The organism is Kitasatospora sp. NPDC005856 (assembly GCF_040629945.1).
Lineage (GTDB): Bacteria > Actinomycetota > Actinomycetes > Streptomycetales > Streptomycetaceae > Kitasatospora.
Genome location: NZ_JBEXWT010000100.1, coordinates 1 through 16,823 on the forward strand (window position 1 = coordinate 1; position 16,823 = coordinate 16,823).

16 protein-coding genes are annotated in these 16,823 nt (G+C 73.5%); 11 read left to right on the top strand and 5 right to left on the bottom strand.

The window, feature by feature from the left end; all coding sequences use genetic code 11:
- Positions 1–131: 131 nt before the first annotated feature.
- Positions 132–1,925 carry an AMP-dependent synthetase/ligase gene (locus ABZ449_RS35940; protein WP_360354556.1) on the bottom strand — a complete coding sequence of 598 codons (1,794 nt, stop codon included), beginning with the start codon at positions 1,923–1,925 and terminating at the stop codon, positions 132–134.
- A 337-nt stretch (positions 1,926–2,262) separates the two neighbouring features.
- Between ABZ449_RS35940 and ABZ449_RS35945 the strand changes: the two genes are divergently transcribed.
- From ABZ449_RS35945 to ABZ449_RS35965, 5 genes are all read left to right on the top strand, one after another.
- Positions 2,263–2,697 (top strand): SRPBCC family protein, encoded by a 435-nt coding sequence (locus ABZ449_RS35945; RefSeq protein WP_360354557.1) that lies wholly within the window; start codon positions 2,263–2,265, stop codon positions 2,695–2,697.
- 25 nt (positions 2,698–2,722) lie between these two features.
- Positions 2,723–3,895, top strand: coding sequence for an ArsA-related P-loop ATPase (locus ABZ449_RS35950; RefSeq protein WP_360354559.1), 1,173 nt, complete (start codon positions 2,723–2,725; stop codon positions 3,893–3,895).
- Between the two features lie 138 nt (positions 3,896–4,033).
- Positions 4,034–4,498 (top strand): DUF5304 family protein, encoded by a 465-nt coding sequence (locus tag ABZ449_RS35955; protein ID WP_360354561.1) that lies wholly within the window; start codon positions 4,034–4,036, stop codon positions 4,496–4,498.
- A gap of 191 nt (positions 4,499–4,689) precedes the next feature.
- Positions 4,690–5,634 carry an ROK family glucokinase gene (locus ABZ449_RS35960; protein ID WP_360354563.1) on the top strand — a complete coding sequence of 315 codons (945 nt, stop codon included), beginning with the start codon at positions 4,690–4,692 and terminating at the stop codon, positions 5,632–5,634.
- A gap of 127 nt (positions 5,635–5,761) precedes the next feature.
- A complete protein-coding gene (locus tag ABZ449_RS35965) occupies positions 5,762–6,583 on the top strand; it encodes an endonuclease/exonuclease/phosphatase family protein (RefSeq protein WP_360354566.1) in 822 nt (273 codons plus the stop codon).
- Positions 6,584–6,620: 37 nt separating this feature from the next.
- On the opposite strand, the gene ABZ449_RS35970 is transcribed toward ABZ449_RS35965, so the two are convergent.
- Both ABZ449_RS35970 and ABZ449_RS35975 read right to left on the bottom strand, forming a co-directional pair.
- On the bottom strand, positions 6,621–7,367 hold the full coding sequence (locus ABZ449_RS35970) for a hypothetical protein (protein ID WP_360354568.1): 747 nt from the start codon (positions 7,365–7,367) through the stop codon (positions 6,621–6,623).
- A 10-nt stretch (positions 7,368–7,377) separates the two neighbouring features.
- On the bottom strand, positions 7,378–8,172 hold the full coding sequence (locus tag ABZ449_RS35975; RefSeq protein WP_360354571.1) for an alpha/beta fold hydrolase: 795 nt from the start codon (positions 8,170–8,172) through the stop codon (positions 7,378–7,380).
- A gap of 201 nt (positions 8,173–8,373) precedes the next feature.
- Between ABZ449_RS35975 and ABZ449_RS35980 the strand changes: the two genes are divergently transcribed.
- From ABZ449_RS35980 to ABZ449_RS35990, 3 genes are all read left to right on the top strand, one after another.
- Positions 8,374–9,219, top strand: coding sequence for a lysophospholipid acyltransferase family protein (locus ABZ449_RS35980; protein ID WP_360354573.1), 846 nt, complete (start codon positions 8,374–8,376; stop codon positions 9,217–9,219).
- Between the two features lie 64 nt (positions 9,220–9,283).
- Positions 9,284–10,510: a DUF5931 domain-containing protein gene (locus tag ABZ449_RS35985; RefSeq protein WP_360354575.1), complete on the top strand. Its 1,227-nt coding sequence runs from the start codon at positions 9,284–9,286 to the stop codon at positions 10,508–10,510.
- Between the two features lie 11 nt (positions 10,511–10,521).
- On the top strand, positions 10,522–11,202 hold the full coding sequence (locus ABZ449_RS35990; protein ID WP_360354622.1) for a response regulator transcription factor: 681 nt from the start codon (positions 10,522–10,524) through the stop codon (positions 11,200–11,202).
- A gap of 113 nt (positions 11,203–11,315) precedes the next feature.
- Here ABZ449_RS35990 and ABZ449_RS35995 read toward each other — a convergent pair whose 3' ends face one another.
- Positions 11,316–13,277 (bottom strand): anthranilate synthase family protein, encoded by a 1,962-nt coding sequence (locus ABZ449_RS35995; protein ID WP_360354577.1) that lies wholly within the window; start codon positions 13,275–13,277, stop codon positions 11,316–11,318.
- 303 nt (positions 13,278–13,580) lie between these two features.
- On the opposite strand from ABZ449_RS35995, the gene ABZ449_RS36000 reads away from it, so the two are divergent.
- Positions 13,581–14,930: a class II 3-deoxy-7-phosphoheptulonate synthase gene (locus ABZ449_RS36000; RefSeq protein ID WP_360354580.1), complete on the top strand. Its 1,350-nt coding sequence runs from the start codon at positions 13,581–13,583 to the stop codon at positions 14,928–14,930.
- A 160-nt stretch (positions 14,931–15,090) separates the two neighbouring features.
- Positions 15,091–15,405, top strand: coding sequence for a (2Fe-2S)-binding protein (locus tag ABZ449_RS36005; protein WP_360354583.1), 315 nt, complete (start codon positions 15,091–15,093; stop codon positions 15,403–15,405).
- Between the two features lie 55 nt (positions 15,406–15,460).
- Here the strand turns inward: ABZ449_RS36005 and bfr are convergent, their stop codons facing one another.
- Positions 15,461–15,940 (bottom strand): bacterioferritin, encoded by a 480-nt coding sequence (gene bfr / locus ABZ449_RS36010; protein ID WP_360354585.1) that lies wholly within the window; start codon positions 15,938–15,940, stop codon positions 15,461–15,463.
- Positions 15,941–16,193: 253 nt separating this feature from the next.
- On the opposite strand from bfr, the gene ABZ449_RS36015 reads away from it, so the two are divergent.
- Positions 16,194–16,823 (top strand): sulfite oxidase-like oxidoreductase, encoded by a 630-nt coding sequence (locus ABZ449_RS36015; protein ID WP_360354588.1) that lies wholly within the window; start codon positions 16,194–16,196, stop codon positions 16,821–16,823.

Genomic DNA, 16,823 nt, shown 5'->3' on the forward strand with positions numbered 1-16,823 from the left:
CCGGGGGCCGGGGGGTGCCGCCCCCGCGGGCGCGGCCCCGGGGGCCGGGGGGCCTCCCCCCGGTGCGGGGGGGCCCCCCGTGCCGGGGAGGGCCTCGGGGGCGCCCCCGAGGCCCTCCGCCGTACCCGGGACTACTTCTTGTAGATCGCCTCGATGTCGGCGGCGTAGTCCTTCAGCACGACGTTGCGCTTGAGCTTGAGCGACGGCGTCAGGTGGCCGCTCTCCTCGGAGAACTCGGTGTCCAGCAGACGGAACTTCTTGACCGCCTCGGCGTGCGAGACGGCCGCGTTGCCGTCGTCCACCGCGCTCTGGAGGGCGGCCAGCAGGTCCGGGTCCTCGGCGAGGTCGGCGACGGTGGCGCCGGCGGGCTTGCCGTTGAGCTCCTTCCACTTGGGGAAGAAGTCCTGGTCGACGGTGATCAGGCAGGCGATGAAGGGCTTGCGGTCGCCGACTACCATGACCTCGCCGACCAGGGCGTGGGCCCGGATCCGGTCCTCGATGACGGCGGGGGCGACGTTCTTGCCGCCGGCCGTGACGAGGATCTCCTTCTTGCGGCCGGTGATGGTCAGGTAGCCGTCGGAGTCCAGCGAGCCGATGTCGCCGGTGGCGATCCAGCCGTCCTTGAGGGTGTCGGCGGTGGCCTCGGGGTTGTTCCAGTAGCCGGTGAAGACGTGCGGGCCCTTGAAGAAGACCTCGCCGTCCTCGGCGATCCGCACGGAGGCGCCGGGCACCGGCTGGCCGACCGTACCGATCTTCTGCTTGTCCCAGGGGTTGAAGGTGGTGGCCGCGCAGGTCTCCGTCAGGCCGTAGCCCTCCAGGACGGTGAAGCCGATGCCCCGGTAGAAGTGGCCCAGGCGCTCGCCGAGCGGGGCGCCGCCGGAGATGGCGTGGGTGGCCCGGCCGCCGAGGGCGGCGCGCAGCTTGCTGTAGACCAGCTTGTCGAAGACGGCGTGCTTGAGCCGCAGCACCAGCCCGGCGCCGCCGGCGTCCAGCGCCCGGCTGTAGGCGATCGCGGTGTCGGCGGCCTTGTCGAAGATCTTGCCCTTGCCGTCGGCCTGGGCCTTGGCGCGGGCGGTGTTGTAGACCTTCTCGAACACCCTGGGCACGCCCAGGACCAGGGTCGGCTTGAAGGAGGCCAGTTCGGCGGTGACGTTCCGGACGTCGGAGACGTGGCCGAGCTTGATCGGGGCCATCGCCGGGGCGATCTCGACGATCCGGGCGAACACGTGGGCCAGCGGCAGGAAGAGCAGGACGGAGCTCTCGCCGAGGCGGAACAGCGGGGCCAGGCGCTCGACGACGTTGCCGCACTCGGCCAGGAAGTTGCCGTGCGTCAGCTGACAGCCCTTCGGGCGGCCGGTGGTGCCCGAGGTGTAGACGATGGTGGCGACGTCGTCGGGGCCGGCGATCCGGCGGCGCTCGTGGATCGTCGCGTCCGGGACGTCCTGCCCGGCCGCGGCCAGCGCGGCGATCGCCCCGCCCTCGATCTGCCAGGTGTGCTCGAGCTCCGGCAGCCGGTCGCGGACCCCGTCGACCACCCGGACGTGCTGGTCGGTCTCGGTGATCACGGCGACGGCGCCGGAGTTGCCGAGGATCCACTCGACCTGCTCGGCGGAGGAGGTCTCGTACACCGGCACGGTGATCGCGCCGGCCGTCCAGATCGCGAAGTCCAGCAGCGTCCACTCGTACCGGGTGCGGGACATGACGGCCACCCGGTCGCCCGGCTCGACGCCCGAGGCGATCAGGCCCTTGGCGGCGGCGTGCACCTCGGCCAGGAACTGGACCGACGTCAGGTCCTGCCACTGGCCGTCCACCTTGCGGCTGAGCACGGCGACGTCCGGGTGCTCCTCGGCGTTCCGGTGCACCGGGTCGGCGAGGTTGCCGCCGCTCGGTACCTGGTAGAGGGCCGGAAGGCTGAAGTCGAGCAAGACTGCTCCTCGTTCGCGACGCTGCGGGACGGCAGGACGTTACTGCCCGGTAGGCAGCTTCGACCAGAGGGGTCGGCCCCGGTGTTCGAAGTGTCACACCCGGCCGGGTCCGACCAGGCCGTGACCGGGTCGTTCGAATGGCACCCTAGTGCAGCGCACGGCGACCGGCCGGTAACAGGCCCGGCCACCCGGCGCCCGCCCGCCCCGCGGCCGCCCGTCGGGCACGGACCGCGCCGCCGCGGCGCCCGCCGGGCGCGATAGCCTGCTCCGGGCGGACCCGGGCCGAGCGCGCCCCGGCCGGACCGGCAGGCAGAGGGACGAGGCGGAGGGCCATTCCATGGCGGAGCACACCAGGTCGAGCATCACCATCGACGCGACCCCGGCCACGGTCATGGCCGTGATCGCCGACTTCGCCGCCTACCCGGCCTGGACCGGGGAGGTCAAGGAGATCGAGGTCCTGGCGGCCGGCGAGGACGGCCGCGCCGCCGAGGTCCGGCTGCTGCTCGACGCCGGCGCCATCCGCGACGAGCACGTCCTCGCCTACACCTGGGACGGCGACCGCGAGGTCTCCTGGACCCTCGTCCGCAGCCAGATGCTCCGCTCGCTGGACGGCTCCTACACCCTCGCCCCGCTGGCCGGCGGCCGCACCGAGGTCACGTACCAGCTCGCCGTGGACGTCAAGATCCCGATGCTCGGCATGATCAAGCGCAAGGCCGAGAAGGTCATCATCGACCGCGCCCTGGCCGGTCTGAAGAAGCGCGTCGAAGGCTGACGCGACCGAACGGGGGACGGACGGCATGACGGCGACACGCACCATCCTGGTCAGCGGCGACGCGGGGGCGCCCACGGTCGCCGCCGCCACCGCCCTGCACGCCGCCCGGCGCGGTCACCGCACCTGGCTGCTGGCCGCCGACGACCCGCACCGGGCCCTGGACGCGGCCCTCGGTACCCGGCTGGAACCCGAACCGGTCCTCCACGCGCCGGGCCTGACCGTCTCCCGGATCGACGAGCAGGCCGCCTTCCGCTACGCCGTCGGCGCGCTCACCGGCCGGCTCAAGCCCGCCCTCGACCTGCTCGGCGCCGAACAGCTCGACCCCGAGGAGCTCACCGCCCTCCCCGGCATCGCCCGGCTCGCCCTGCTGCGCGCCCTGCCCGCCGCCGACCAGGACGTCCTGGTCGTGCTCGCCCCGCCGCCCGCCGAGCTGATCGCCACCCTCGCCCTGCCCGAGCAGCTCGCCCGCTACCTGGACCGGCTCGTCCCCGAGCAGCGGCAGGCCGCCCGGGCGCTGCGCCCGCTGCTGGCCGGGCTGGCCGGCGTCCCGATGCCCGCCGACTGGCTGTACGAGGGGCGCACCAAGGCCACCGCGGCGCTCGCCGAGTCCCGTGCCGCGATCACGGACGCCGGCACCAGCGTCCGGCTGGTCGTCCCGGCCGACGCTCACCCGTACCGCGAGCTGCGCCGGATCCGGGCCGGACTCGCGCTGCACGGGCACCGGCCGGACGCCGTCGTGGTGCACGGCGCGCTGCCCGGGGCCGCGGCCTCCTCGCCCGACCCCTGGCTGGCCGCCCTGGCCCGGCGCCGGCAGGAGGAGCTGACCGGGCTCGCCGCCGAGACCGACGCCCCGGTGCTGGTCACCGGCCTGGCCGAGGCCACCCTGGAGGCCGTCGCCGACCGGCTCTACGGGGACGGGGAAGGGCCCGGGCGGCTCGCCCCCGAGCCCTGGCTCGTCGAGGACCGGCTCGCCGAGGAGGGCCTGCTGGTCTGGCACCTCGACCTGCCCGGCGCCGACCGCTCCGAGCTGGACCTGGTCCGCCGGGGCGACGAACTGGTGGTCGGACTCGGCACCCACCGCCGGGTGCTCGCCCTGCCGTCCGCGCTGCGACGCTGCACGGTGGCCGGGGCGGGGCTGCACGACGGGGTGCTCTCGGTGCGGTTCGCACCCGACCCGGCGCTCTGGCCCCGGGGCTGACGGGGGTTCGGCGGAGGGCCGGCAGGGCGCCCTTGGGGGTTCGGCGGGGGTTCGGCGGCTTTTCCGGCTGCCCGGCCGGTCGGGTAGCGTCGGGCCGAAGGGCCGCGGGGTGCGGCCACGGCCGAGGAGGCGCCCGCGATGACCAGCACCGACGACCGCACCGAGCGCGACGACCGCACCGAGCCCGGCGGTGGGCAGGGTGGCGGACAGGACGGCCAGGGGCACCCGTTCGGGCCGGAACTGGGCCCGCTGGTGGACGAGGTGCGCCGGTTCGCCGGTGCGCTCGGCGAGAAGGCCCAGGAGGCGAGCGCCACCACCCTGATCACCCTCTCCGGGCTGGCCGACCGGCTGCGCACCCAGCAGCCGGAGGTCTACTCCCACCTCGCCGCCGCCGGCACCGGGCTCGCCGCCGCGGGCGCCGAGCTGCTGGCCGCCTACCGCGCCGCCGTGGCCGGGCACGAGAGCCGCTGGACCGCAGGGCCGGGCGCGCCGACCGAGCGGATCGACCTCGACGGCGACCTCGACGGCGACCTCGACGGCGACCTCGACGGTGATCTTGACGAGGGCCTTGACGAGGCTGACGGGCCGTCCGCCAAGCAGTGAAACCGTGACTTCCGGAGGGTGATCGTCCTGCTCTCGTCCGTCACGAAGAAGGAGATTAGATACGACTTTTGAAGCATCGCGGCCCGGTTGGCCCGAGACTGTCTTCGGATAATGTATGCGAGGCTGTGTACGGGGGCCGGGACGGGCGGTAGCGTTCCGTCCAGCGGAACGAGTGAATAGCTGAGGGACACATGGCTCTGACCATCGGCGTCGATGTCGGCGGGACCAAGATCGCGGCAGGCGTGGTCGACGAGGCGGGCGCGATCCTGGCCCGGACCAGGGTGCCCACCCCGGCCGACCCGCAGTGGGCGGTCGACGCCATCGCGCAGGCCGTGCGCGAGCTGAAGGACGAGCACCCCGGTGTCACGGCGGTGGGTGTCGGCGCCCCCGGCTTCGTCGACAGCAACCGCTCCACCGTGATCTTCGCTCCCAACATCGACTGGGAGAACGAGCCGCTGCGCGGCCGGATCGAGGAGCTCACCGGCCTGTCCACCGTCGTCGAGAACGACGCCAACTGCGCGGCCTGGGCCGAGTTCCGCTTCGGTGCGGCCACCGACCACCGCGACATGGTGCTGATCACCGTCGGCACCGGCATCGGCGGCGGCATCGTCCTGGACGACCGGCTCCACCGCGGCCGCTTCGGCGTGGCCGGCGAGATCGGCCACCTCAACATGGTCCCCGACGGCCTGCTCTGCGGCTGCGGCGGCAAGGGCTGCTGGGAGCAGTACGGCTCCGGGCGCGCGCTGCGCCGCTACGGCCGGGAGAAGGCCGCCGCCGACCCGCGGCGCGGCCACCGGATGCTGGAGCTCAACGACGGCGTGGCCGAGACCATCCGCGGCATCCACATCACCCAGGCCGCGGAGGAGGGCGACCCGCTCGCCCTGGAGTGCTACGCCGAGCTGGCCGACTGGCTGGGCCGCGGCATGGCCGACCTCGCCGCGCTGTTCGACCCGGGCGTCTTCGTGCTCGGCGGCGGCGTCTCCGACTCCGGCCGGCTGCTGCTCGACCCGGTCGCCAAGGCCTTCGAGCACTACCTGACCGGCGGGGTGCACCGCCCGCGCGCCGAGGTCGTGCTGGCCTCGATGGGCTCCGCCGCCGGCATCGTCGGTGCGGCGGACCTCGCCCGCACCGCCTGAGCCCCTCCCAGCCCGCCGGCGGCGGTGCGACCGGGCCCCGACCGATCCCGGACGCACCGCCGCCGTCGCACGTCCCGGCCCGGCCGCGTACGGTCGGATCGATCCGGTGACCGCCCAGGGGAGGACCATGAGCGCCGCGACCACGACCACCGCGACGGGGACCGCCGCCGCCACCGCGACCGCGCCCGCGAGCGCCGCACGGTCCGAGCCGCTGCCGCCGCCCGGACCGGGCCGGCTGCGCCTGCTCAGCTACAACGTCCGCTCGCTGCGCGACGACCGGCGCGCGCTGGCCCGGGTGATCCGGGCCTGCGAGCCGGACGTGGTCTGCATCCAGGAGTCCCCGCGCTACTGGCGGCCCGAGGGCCAGGCAGCCTGGCTGGCCCGGAGCACCGGCACGGCCGTGCTGGCCGGCGGCGGCCGCACCGCCGCCGGTCCGCTGCTGCTCGGCCGGCCCGGCGCGGTGGAGCTGCTGGAGGTGCACGACCGGCTGTTGCCCAAGACCCGCGGCCTGCACGCCCGGGGCTTCGCCGGCGCGCTGCTGCGGCTGCCCGGCACGGCGCCGTTCAGCGTCACCAGCTGCCACCTCAGCCTGGACCAGGAGGAGCGGTACGGGCAGTTCGAGCTGCTGCTCGATCAGCTCCGGATCACCGAACTCGGCGTCGTGGCAGGGGACTTCAACGAGCACCCGGACGGGCCGGGCTGGCGGCTGCTGGCCTCCCGGCTCCAGGACGGGTACCCGACCGCGCCCTGGGGAGGCGAGTTCACCTCCGTACCGGAGCGCCCCTACCAGCGGATCGACGCGGTCTTCGCCACGCCCGGGATCACCGTCCTCGGCTGCGGGGTGCCGCACGGGCTGCCGGGCGTCACCGAGGCCGACCTGCGGGCCGCGACCGACCACCTGCCCGTGCTCGCCGTCCTCGAACTGCCGACGAGCCGGCCGGTCGGCTAGCCGAAGGAGCCGGGCGGACGGTCGGCCGGACGCCCGGTCAGACGACCGCGCCGTGGTCCGGGTCCTCCGGCTCGTCCTCGTCGCGGTCCTTCATCCGCGCGACCAGGGTGACGAAGCCGCCGAGGAAGGCGGTGATCCCGACCCAGGCGGGCCAGCCGGAGATCTCCCGCCAGACCACCGCGTCGATCAGCAGCAGCGCCGGGCCGCCGAGCACGGCCAGCCAGGCGAACTTGGCGGTCACGTCGGCGGCCGGCAGCGGCGGGGGCTCCGGCGGAACGAAGTGCCCCTCGTCGGTCTCCTCGGCCAGCTCGAAGTCGCGCGGGCCCGCGCCGCCGGCCGGCATCACCGGGCGGCCGGAGCGGGGGCGGGGCTGCGGGGCGAGGTCGGAGAGGTCGTCCTGGTCGCCGCGGCCGCCGGTGCCGCCGTCCTTGTGGCCGCCCTTGAGCTCGTTCTGCGCCCGGAGGTTCTCGACCTCCGGCCAGTTCGGGTTGTTGAGGTCGACCGGGTCGTCGAACTGGGCCACCAGGGCGGCGAAGATCGCGTCCTGCTCGGCCTGGCTGCGCTCGGGCGCGCGGCGCGGACGGCGCTCGGCGGCGTCGGCCGCGGCCTCCCCCGCGGAGCCGGCGGCGGCGTCCTTGACGGGCGGGGGCGTCGCGGCGCCCTCCGGGCCGGTACGGTCCGTCGGCGCACCGCCCGGGGTGGCGGCGTTCGTCCCGCCGTCCTTGGTCGCGCCGTCCTCGCGGGGAGTCTCGTCCCCGCCGCCCGCCGTGCTGCTCTCGTGCACTTCCGGCCCTTCAGCCATGGTGATCGTCGGATTCGACCCGGGTGACGCCCGCCGCGTGCGCGGGGGCCAGCCGTTGGATGAAGTCCTGGCTCGCCGCGAATATTTCCGCCGCGTCGTGGTCCAGCGTCGCGACGTGGAAGCTGCGCTGGCACAGCCGTTCCGTCACGTCCGTCGAGGATATCCGCGCCAGTACCAGTTCCGAGTTGGCCGGCGAGACGACGTGGTCCTGCGGGCTGTGGAAGAGCAGCACGGGCTGGGTCACCTCCGGAAGCAGCCGCTGGACCTCCTGCCACAGCCGGCTCAGCGACCAGGCGGCGTGCAGCGGGGTGCGGTCGTAGCCGACCTCGACCGAACCGGGCCGGGCGATGTCGTTGGCGACCCCGGGCCGGCTGGGCAGCAGGTGGCGCAGCACCGGCAGCAGCACGCTCGCGGGGGTGTCCGAGCGCACCGACGGGTTGACCAGCACCAGGCCGGAGACCGTCGGCCCGTGCAGCGCGGCGAGCCGCAGCGCCAGCGCGCCGCCCATCGACAGCGCGCAGACGAAGACCTGCTCGCACTCCTCGGCGAGCGCCAGCAGCTCGCGCTCCACCTCCGCGTACCAGTCCTCCCAGCGGGTGATCTGCATGTCCTGCCAGCGCGTGCCGTGCCCGGGCAGCAGCGGCAGCGAGACGGTGAAGCCGGCCGCCGCCAGCTCCTCGGCCCACGGCCGCATCGACTGCGGCGAGCCGGTGAAGCCGTGGCAGAGCAGCACCCCCACCGGTCCGCCCTGGTGGCGGTACGGCTCGGCACCGGGCAGCAACGGCATGGCGGACTCCTTCGCGGGCGGATGGCGCTGGGGGAGGGGACGCTGGAGGGGGTGGTGCTGCGAAATCGCATCGTCCCACGCCCCGCGCCGGGTCGTACACCCCCTGCGAAACGGGCCGGGCACGGCCCTACGGCGGGGGCGGGCACAGCGGACGGCCGCGGGGCATTAGGATCGACCGGTCCGCATAACAGGAGGCCCGGGTTGTTCTACCGACTGATGAAGATGATCGTCGCGCCACTGCTTCGGATCTTCTTCCGGCCCTGGATCGAGGGCGAGGAGAACATCCCCACCGAGGGTGCGGCGATCATCGCGAGCAACCACCTGTCCTTCTCGGACTCGTTCTTCTTCCCCGCGCTGATCAAGCGCCGGGTCACCTTCATCGCGAAGGCCGAGTACTTCAACACCCCGGGCCTCAAGGGCCGGCTGACCGCCGCGTTCTTCAAGGGCGTCGGCCAGCTGCCGGTGGACCGCTCGGGCGTGCGCGGGGCCGGTGAGGCCGCGATCCGCAGCGCCGTCGCGGTGCTGGAGGGCGGCGAGCTGTTCGGCGTCTACCCGGAGGGCACCCGTTCGCCCGACGGCAAGCTGTACCGCGGCAAGGTCGGCGGCCTGGCCCGCGTCGCGCTGGCCACCGGCGCCCCGGTGATCCCGGTCGCCATGATCGACACCGAGAAGGTGCAGCCGCCCGGCCAGGTGGTCCCCAACTTCGGCATCCGCCCCGGCATCCGGATCGGCCGCCCGCTGGACTTCTCCCGCTACCACGGCATGGAGAACGACCGCTTCATCCTCCGTTCGGTGACGGACGAGGTGATGTACGAGATCATGCGGCTCTCCGGCCAGGAGTACGTGGACATCTACGCGACCGCCGCCAAGCGCCAGATCGCCGAGGACAAGAAGAAGGCCGACGCCGAGCGCCGGGCCGCTGCCAAGGCGGAGAAGGCGGAGGCCGCCGAGGCCGAGAAGGCGGAGAAGGCGGAGAAGGCCGCCGAGGCGGAGAAGGCCGCCGGGTCGGGCACCTCGGAGAAGCCGAAGCAGGAGAAGCCGGAGTAGGCGCCCGGGCGGCCGTTCGGCCGCTTGGCCGGCCCGGACCGGGCCCAGGGGAGGGGCGGGGCGGATGACGGACGACGGGGGCAGAGTCGGCGCGGTCGGCGGCACGCTGGCGGCCGGCGGCATGTCCGTCGAGCTCCCGCTGTGGAAGGCGATCTCCTACTTCCGGGTGCTGGCCCTGTGCTACGCCCTGCTGCGGTACTTCAACTCGTACCTGCACTTCCTGCACCCGGTGGCCGGCTGGATCTTCCTCGGCGCGCTGACCCTGTGGACCCTGGCCAGCACCCGGGCCTTCGCCAACCCGCAGCGCTGCACCTGGTACGTCCTGGGCACCGACCTCACCCTCGCCGTCACCGGCATCGTGATGAGCGGCATGACCGACTCCCCGGCCCGGATCAGCCACGGCGCGCCCACCCTGCCGACCATCTGGGCGGCCGGTACGGTGCTGGGCTTCGCCGCGAAGGGCGGCTGGCGCCCGGCGGCGGCCTCGGGCTCGGTGATCGGGGTCGCCAACATCCTCGGCCACGGCGGGCCGACCGGCGACAACATCCACAACATCGTGCTGCTGATGGTGGCCGGCTGCGCGATCGGCTACGTGATCGAGCTGGCCCGGGCCAGCGAGGCCACCCTCACCCGGGCGCTCCAGGTGGAGGCGGCCACCCGGGAGCGCGAGCGGCTCTCCCGGGACATCCACGACGGGGTGCTCCAGGTGCTCGCCCTGGTCCAGCGGCGCGGGGCGGAGCCGAGCGGGCGGACGGCCTCCGGCGCGGACCTCGCCGAGCTCGGCCGGCTGGCGGGTGAGCAGGAGCGCGCGCTGCGGGCGCTGATGACGGGCGGTCCGCTGCCCGACGGGCACGCCCCGGGGGCCGGGGCCGCCCGGCCGTCGGACCCGGACGCGCCGCGCGACCTCACCGCGCTGCTGCGCCCGTACGCGGACGAGCGGATCACGCTCTCCGCCCCCGGCACCCCGGTGCTGCTGCCCGGCCAGGCGGCGGGCGAGCTCGCGGCGGCCGTCGGCGCGGCCGTCGACAACGTGCGCAGGCACGCGGGGGAGCGGGCCCGGGCCTGGATCCTGGTCGAGGACGAGCCGGAGGCCGTCACGGTCGGCATCCGCGACGACGGCCCCGGCTTCGCCCCCGGTCGGCTGGGCGAGGCGGAGCGGGCGGGCCGGCTCGGCGTCTGCCAGTCGATCCGCGGCCGGCTGCTGGACCTCGGCGGCACGGCCGAGCTGTACTCGGCGCCCGGGGAGGGCGTCGAGGTCGAACTGCGCGTCCCGAGGAAGGCCACTGCATGACCGACCAGCCGATGACCGATCAGCCGACCGCCGACCGGCCGGTGCGGGTGATGGTGGTGGACGACCACCCGATGTGGCGGGACGCCGTCTCGCGCGACCTCGCCGAGGCCGGACTGGACGTGGTGGCCACCGCGGGCGACGGCGAGGAGGCCGTGCGCCGGGCCCGTGCCTGCACCCCCCAGGTGGTCGTGCTGGACCTCAACCTGCCCAGCCTGCCCGGTGCCGAGGTGTGCCGTCAGGTGGTCGCGCACGACCCGGCGGTACGGGTGCTGGTGCTGTCGGCCAGCGGGGAGCACCAGGACGTGCTGGAGGCGGTGAAGTCCGGCGCGACCGGCTACCTGGTGAAGTCGGCCGGGCGCGAGGAACTGCTGGACGCGGTGCGCCGGACGGCCGTCGGCGACGCGGTGTTCACCCCGGGCCTGGCCGGCCTGGTGCTCGGCGAGTTCCGCCGGCTGGCCGCCGAACCGGCCCCGGCCTCGGCGCCCGCCGCCCCGCGGCTGACCGCCCGGGAGACCGAGGTGCTGCGGCTGGTGGCCAAGGGGCTGTCCTACCGGCAGATCGCCGACCGGCTGGTGCTGTCGCACCGGACGGTGCAGAACCACGTGCAGAACACGCTCGGGAAGCTCCAGCTGCACAACCGGGTGGAGCTGGTCCGGTACGCCATCGAGCAGGGCCTGGACGACGAGATCTGAGGGCCCGGGACCGGGCGGCGCACGGCCCCGGCCAGGGCACGTCCGGCCTGCGGCCCCGACCGGCGCACGTCCGCGGCCCCCGGGCGGGTCCGCCCGGGGACCGCGCCGCCGGCTCAGCGCAGCGCGGCCGTCGCCTCGCGCAGCAGGCCCGCCACGATGTCGACCCCGTCGTGGGTGAGCACCGACTCCGGGTGGAACTGGAGCCCCGCGAAGCCGTGCCCGCGCAGCGCGTGCACGTCGCCGGTGACGGCGTCCCGGGCGACCTCGACGCCCTCGGCGGCGAGCCGTGCCTCGTCGGCGTCCGAGCAGCGCGCGGTGAAGGTGTTGTAGAAGCCGACCGTCCGCTTCTCGCCGAACAGGTCGACGCGCTCCTGCGCGCCCTGGTACGGGACGGCCTTGCGGCCCAGGGCGAGCCCGAGTTCGGCGGCCAGCAGCTGGTGGCTCAGGCAGACCGCGAGCAGCGGCGAGGTACGGGCGCCGGAGCGGACGGCGGCCAGCGCGTCCGCGACGATCGGCCGCAGCAGCAGCATCTTGGGGTCGTCCGCGAGTGCCGGGTCGCCCGGGCCGGGGCCGAGCACCAGCGTGCCCCGGTGCGCGGCGACCCGCTCGCGCAGCCCCGGCTCGTCGTACCGGGCCACCGTCACCCGGTGGCCGAGCGAGCCGAGCAGGTGGGAGAGCATCGAGGTGAAGGTGTCCTCGCCGTCCACGACCAGGGTCGGCTCGGCCTCGGTGATCTCGGCCGGCTGCTGCATCCGCAGCCAGAACGGCGCCAGGTCGGCCCGGCGGGCGTCCAGGGCGGCCTGCACCCGGTGGTCGTCGGCGAGCCGGGGCCCGACCGGGTGGGGCAGCCGGGCGGGCGCGGGCCGGGCGCCGATCGCGGTGAGCACCCCGGCGGCCTTGGCGTGGGTCTCGGCGACCTCGGACTCCGGCACGGAGTGGCGCACCAGGGTGGCGCCGACCCGGACGACCAGTCGGCCGGTGGCCGAGTCGATGTCGGCGGTGCGGATGCAGATCGGCGAGTCCAGCAGCTGCCCGCCGCTGGCGGAGCGGCCGATCAGGGCGAGCGCGCCGGAGTAGTAGCCGCGCCCGGTGGGCTCGTAGCGCTTGATCACCCGGGTCGCGTTCTCGACCGGACTGCCCGTGACGGTCGCGGCGAACATCGTCTCGCGGAGCACCTCGCGGACGTCCAGCGAGGTGCGCCCGCGCAACTCGTACTCGGTGTGGGCGAGGTGGGCCATCTCCTTGAGCCGGGGCCCGAGCACCTGGCCGCCGAGGTCGCCGACGGTGCACATCATCTTGAGCTCCTCGTCCACGACCATGGTGAGCTCCTCCAGCTCCTTGGGGTCGTGCAGGAACTGGAGCAGCGAGTCGAGGTCGGAGCCGCCGGCCGGGTAGCGGTAGGTGCCGGAGATCGGGTTCATCACGACGGTGCCGCCGCTCTGCCGGACGTGCACCTCGGGGGAGGCGCCGACCAGATAGCGGCCCGGCCCGCCTCCGGCAGGACGGTCACCGGTGAACACCAGGAAGGTCCAGTACGCGCCACGCTCCTGCTCCAGCAGCCGGCGGAAGAGCGTCAGCGCGAGCTCGGGCCCGAAGTCCTCCAGCGTCGCGTGGAAGTCGCGCCGGATCACGAAGTTGGCGCCCTCGCCGTTGCCGATCTCGTCGCGGATCACCCGGCGCACGATCGACGCGTACGAGTCGTCGTCCACGTCGAACCCGCCACCGGCAAGTGAGACCGGCAACTTCGGTAGGGCGTAGGTGAATTCGGCCAACGGCAGGGTGTGTTGCTCGGTCACCGAGAGGGCCTGCAGGGGGGTGCCGTCGTCGTGCGCCTCGAAGCCGCGCTCGCGGATCTGGCGGTACGGCACGAGCGCGAGCAGGTCGTGCACCGGGCCGCCGCCGGCCGGTGCGCCGCTGCGCACGGGCAGGTCGGCGAGGTGTTCGTAGCTGTCGACGGTGCCCAGCAGCACCTCGACGGTGTCCGGGCTGAGCCGGGGCGTGCGGCGGTGCAGCAGGGCGAACGCGGGGGCGTCCGGGCCGGTGAGACGGGTGAGCAGGTCGACGGCGGTGGTCACGGGAACGGCATCCTTCCGGGTGGACTGGCTGAGAGGCGGTGCAAGGTCCGCTCCCGGAGGGCCGTCTGCTCAGACGCCGACGGCCGCCCCGAGGGGCGGCCGTCGTGTTCGTCTAGGAACGCGCCATCTGTGGGCCACCCTTGGGGGAGGCCCACCACCAGGAGTGGGTGTGGGGCGCGTGCATGGTCCGAGCGTAGCGGATGGGCCGGGACGAGTGAGGGGCATCACCTCTTTGTCCGAGATGTGTCTCATCCCTCGGGCAATACGCACGAGTCACTCCCGTCACCCCGTAGCCTTGGCCATGTGACCGCTACGACTGAGACATCGAGGGCTACCCATTCCTGGGAGTCCCTGCCCGCGGCGCAGCAGCCTGAATGGCCGGACCAAGAGGCTCTGCGCAAGACCCTTGCCGAGCTCGCCTCCTATCCGCCGCTCGTCTTCGCCGGCGAGTGCGACCAGCTGCGCGCCCGGCTCGGAGCCGTGGCGCGCGGGGAGGCCTTCCTCCTCCAGGGTGGTGACTGCGCCGAGGCCTTCGACGGTGTCTCGGCGGAGCACATCCGCAACAAGCTGAAGACGCTGCTCCAGATGGCCGCCGTGCTGACCTACGCGGCCTCGGTGCCGGTGGTGAAGGTCGGCCGCATCGCGGGCCAGTACTCCAAGCCGCGCTCCAAGTCGACCGAGACCCGCGACGGCGTGACCCTGCCGGTCTACCGCGGCGACTCGGTGAACGGCTTCGAGTTCACCCCCGAGTCCCGCATCCCGGACCCGGAGCGCCTGAAGCGGATGTACAACGCGTCCGCCGCGACGCTCAACCTGGTGCGCGCGTTCACCACCGGTGGTTACGCGGACCTGCGCCAGGTGCACGCCTGGAACCAGGACTTCGTCCGCAACTCGCCGGCCGGCCAGCGCTACGAGCAGCTCGCCCGGGAGATCGACAACGCCCTGGCGTTCATGAGCGCCTGCGGCGTGGTGCCGGAGGAGTTCAAGGCGGTCGAGTTCTTCTCCTCGCACGAGGCGCTGGTCCTCGACTACGAGACCGCGCTGACCCGCGTGGACTCGCGCACCGGCGAGCTGTACGACGTCTCCGGCCACATGGTGTGGATCGGCGAGCGCACCCGGCAGCTGGACCACGCGCACATCGAGTTCGCCTCCAAGATCCGCAACCCGATCGGCGTCAAGCTCGGCCCGACCACCTCGGTGGACGACGCGCTCGCCCTGATCGAGAAGCTGGACCCGGAGCGCGAGCCGGGCCGCCTGACCTTCATCACCCGGATGGGCGCGGGCAAGATCCGCGACCACCTGCCCACCCTGGTGGAGAAGGTCACCGCCTCCGGCGCCAAGCCGGTGTGGATCTGCGACCCGATGCACGGCAACACCTTCGAGGCCTCCAGCGGGCACAAGACCCGCCGCTTCGACGACGTCCTGGACGAGGTCAAGGGCTTCTTCGAGGTGCACCGCGCACTCGGTACCCACCCGGGCGGCATCCACGTGGAGCTGACCGGTGACGACGTCACCGAGTGCGTCGGCGGCGGCGACGAGGTCATGGTGGACGACCTGCACCAGCGCTACGAGACGGCCTGCGACCCGCGCCTCAACCGCAGCCAGTCGCTGGACCTGGCGTTCCTGGTGGCGGAGATGTACCGCGGCCAGTAGGCCCGGTGCCCGTCGGATGTGACGAAGGCCCCTCCGGATTCGGTGTTCCCGAGCCCGGAGGGGCTTTTTCGTGCCCGTTCCGCCAGGTAAGGTAAGCCTCAGTGAACTAAGGCTGACCTTAGTCAAGATCCACTCCGCTCCACTCCCGGGAGAGACCGCGATGTACGTGTGCATGTGCCATGCGGTCACCGAGGACCAGGTGAAGAAGGCGATCGACGGCGGTGCCAGCACTCCGCGCCAGATAGCCAAGGGCTGCCGGGCCGGCACCGACTGCGGATCCTGCGTGCGCCGCATCCAGGCGCTGCTCGGCGAGCACGGCGCCCGCCCCTGCCCGACCGCCCGGCTGGCCGCGAAGCTCGGCCTCGCGGACCCGGGGGCCCCGGAGGCTTCGCCCGGCCCGGTGGCCCCGGCGGGTCCGTCGGCCCCGGCCCGGGCTCCGAAGGTCGCCCCGGTGGTGTCGCTGCGGGTGGCCTGAGCCGTCCGGGTGACCCGAGCAGCCCGACCGGGCCGAGGCGCCCGGGTGGTCGGCCTCAGGATTCCGGCTGCTCGATGACCTGGGCGATGTAGAGGGCCTCGCCGAGCTTCTCCAGCAGCTCCAGCTGGGTGTCGAGGTAGTCGATGTGGTGCTCCTCGTCGGCCAGGATGTCCTCGAAGATGTTCGCCGAGGTGACGTCGTTCTTGGCCCGCATCACCACGATCCCGCGCTTGAGCCGGTCGATCGCCTCGACCTCGATCTGGCGGTCCGCCTCGAACATCTCCTTGACCGTCTGGCCGATCCGGACGTGGAACAGCCGCTGGTAGTTGGGCAGCCCCTCCAGGAACAGGATCCGGTCGGTGAGCGTCTCGGCGTGCTTCATCTCGTCGAAGGACTCGTGCCGGGTGTACTTGGCGAGCTTCGTCCAGCCGAAGTTCTCCTGCATCTTGGCGTGCAGGAAGTACTGGTTGATCGCGGTCAGCTCGGCGGTGAGCTGCTCGTTGAGGAAATCGATGACCTCGGGATCGCCCTGCATGGTGACGCCTCCTGCACTCGTGCTGCCGTGTGTCCTGGTGCTGAGTCCTGCGTGTGTCCTGCGCTGCGCATCCTGGCACCGCTTTGGGAGGAAATTCCAGTAAGTTCACACTCACCAGGACATGTGGCGGAATATCCGATTCATGGCGAAACCCGCTGGTGGGCGTCCGACCACTGGTCCGTACGCGCCGGGGCGCGAATCCGTGCAGAGGGGCGCGCGTCGAGGCACGCCCGCCGTCTGTCACCATGGATCCATGGGTCAGTCGAAACACGAACCATCTCCGCCGTCTGACCCGAGGCTCCCCCCGGGCCAGCGCGCGCAACGCGGCTGGCCCGCCCTGCACTACGGGCCGGTGCCCCGCTTCAAGCCGCTGACCTGGGACCTCCAGGTGTTCGGCGCCACCGCCTCGGCGGAGAAGCACAGCTGGGACTTCGAGGCCTTCAGCGCCCTGCCGCGCAGCACCGTCGTCGGGGACATGCACTGCGTGACCAAATTCTCGGTGCTCGGCAACGAGTGGACGGGCGTGTCGGCCGCCGCCGTGCTCGACCTGGTGCCCCCGGCGCCGGGCGTCACCCACGTCATGGTCTGGGCCGAGTACGGCTACAGCGCCAACCTGCGGCTGGCCGACTTCGCCGACCCCCACACCCTGCTCGCCACCCACCGCAACGGCGAGGCGCTCACCGCCGAGCACGGCTTCCCGGTCCGGCTGGTGGTGCCGCGGCTGTACGCCTGGAAGGGCCCCAAGTGGGTGCGTGCGGTGGAGTACATGCGGGCCGACCGGCGCGGTTTCTGGGAGGAACGCGGCTACCACAACCTCGCCGACCCCTGGCGCGAGCAGCGCTACTCCTACCAGGAGGAGCCCGGCGACGGGCCGCTGCGCTGA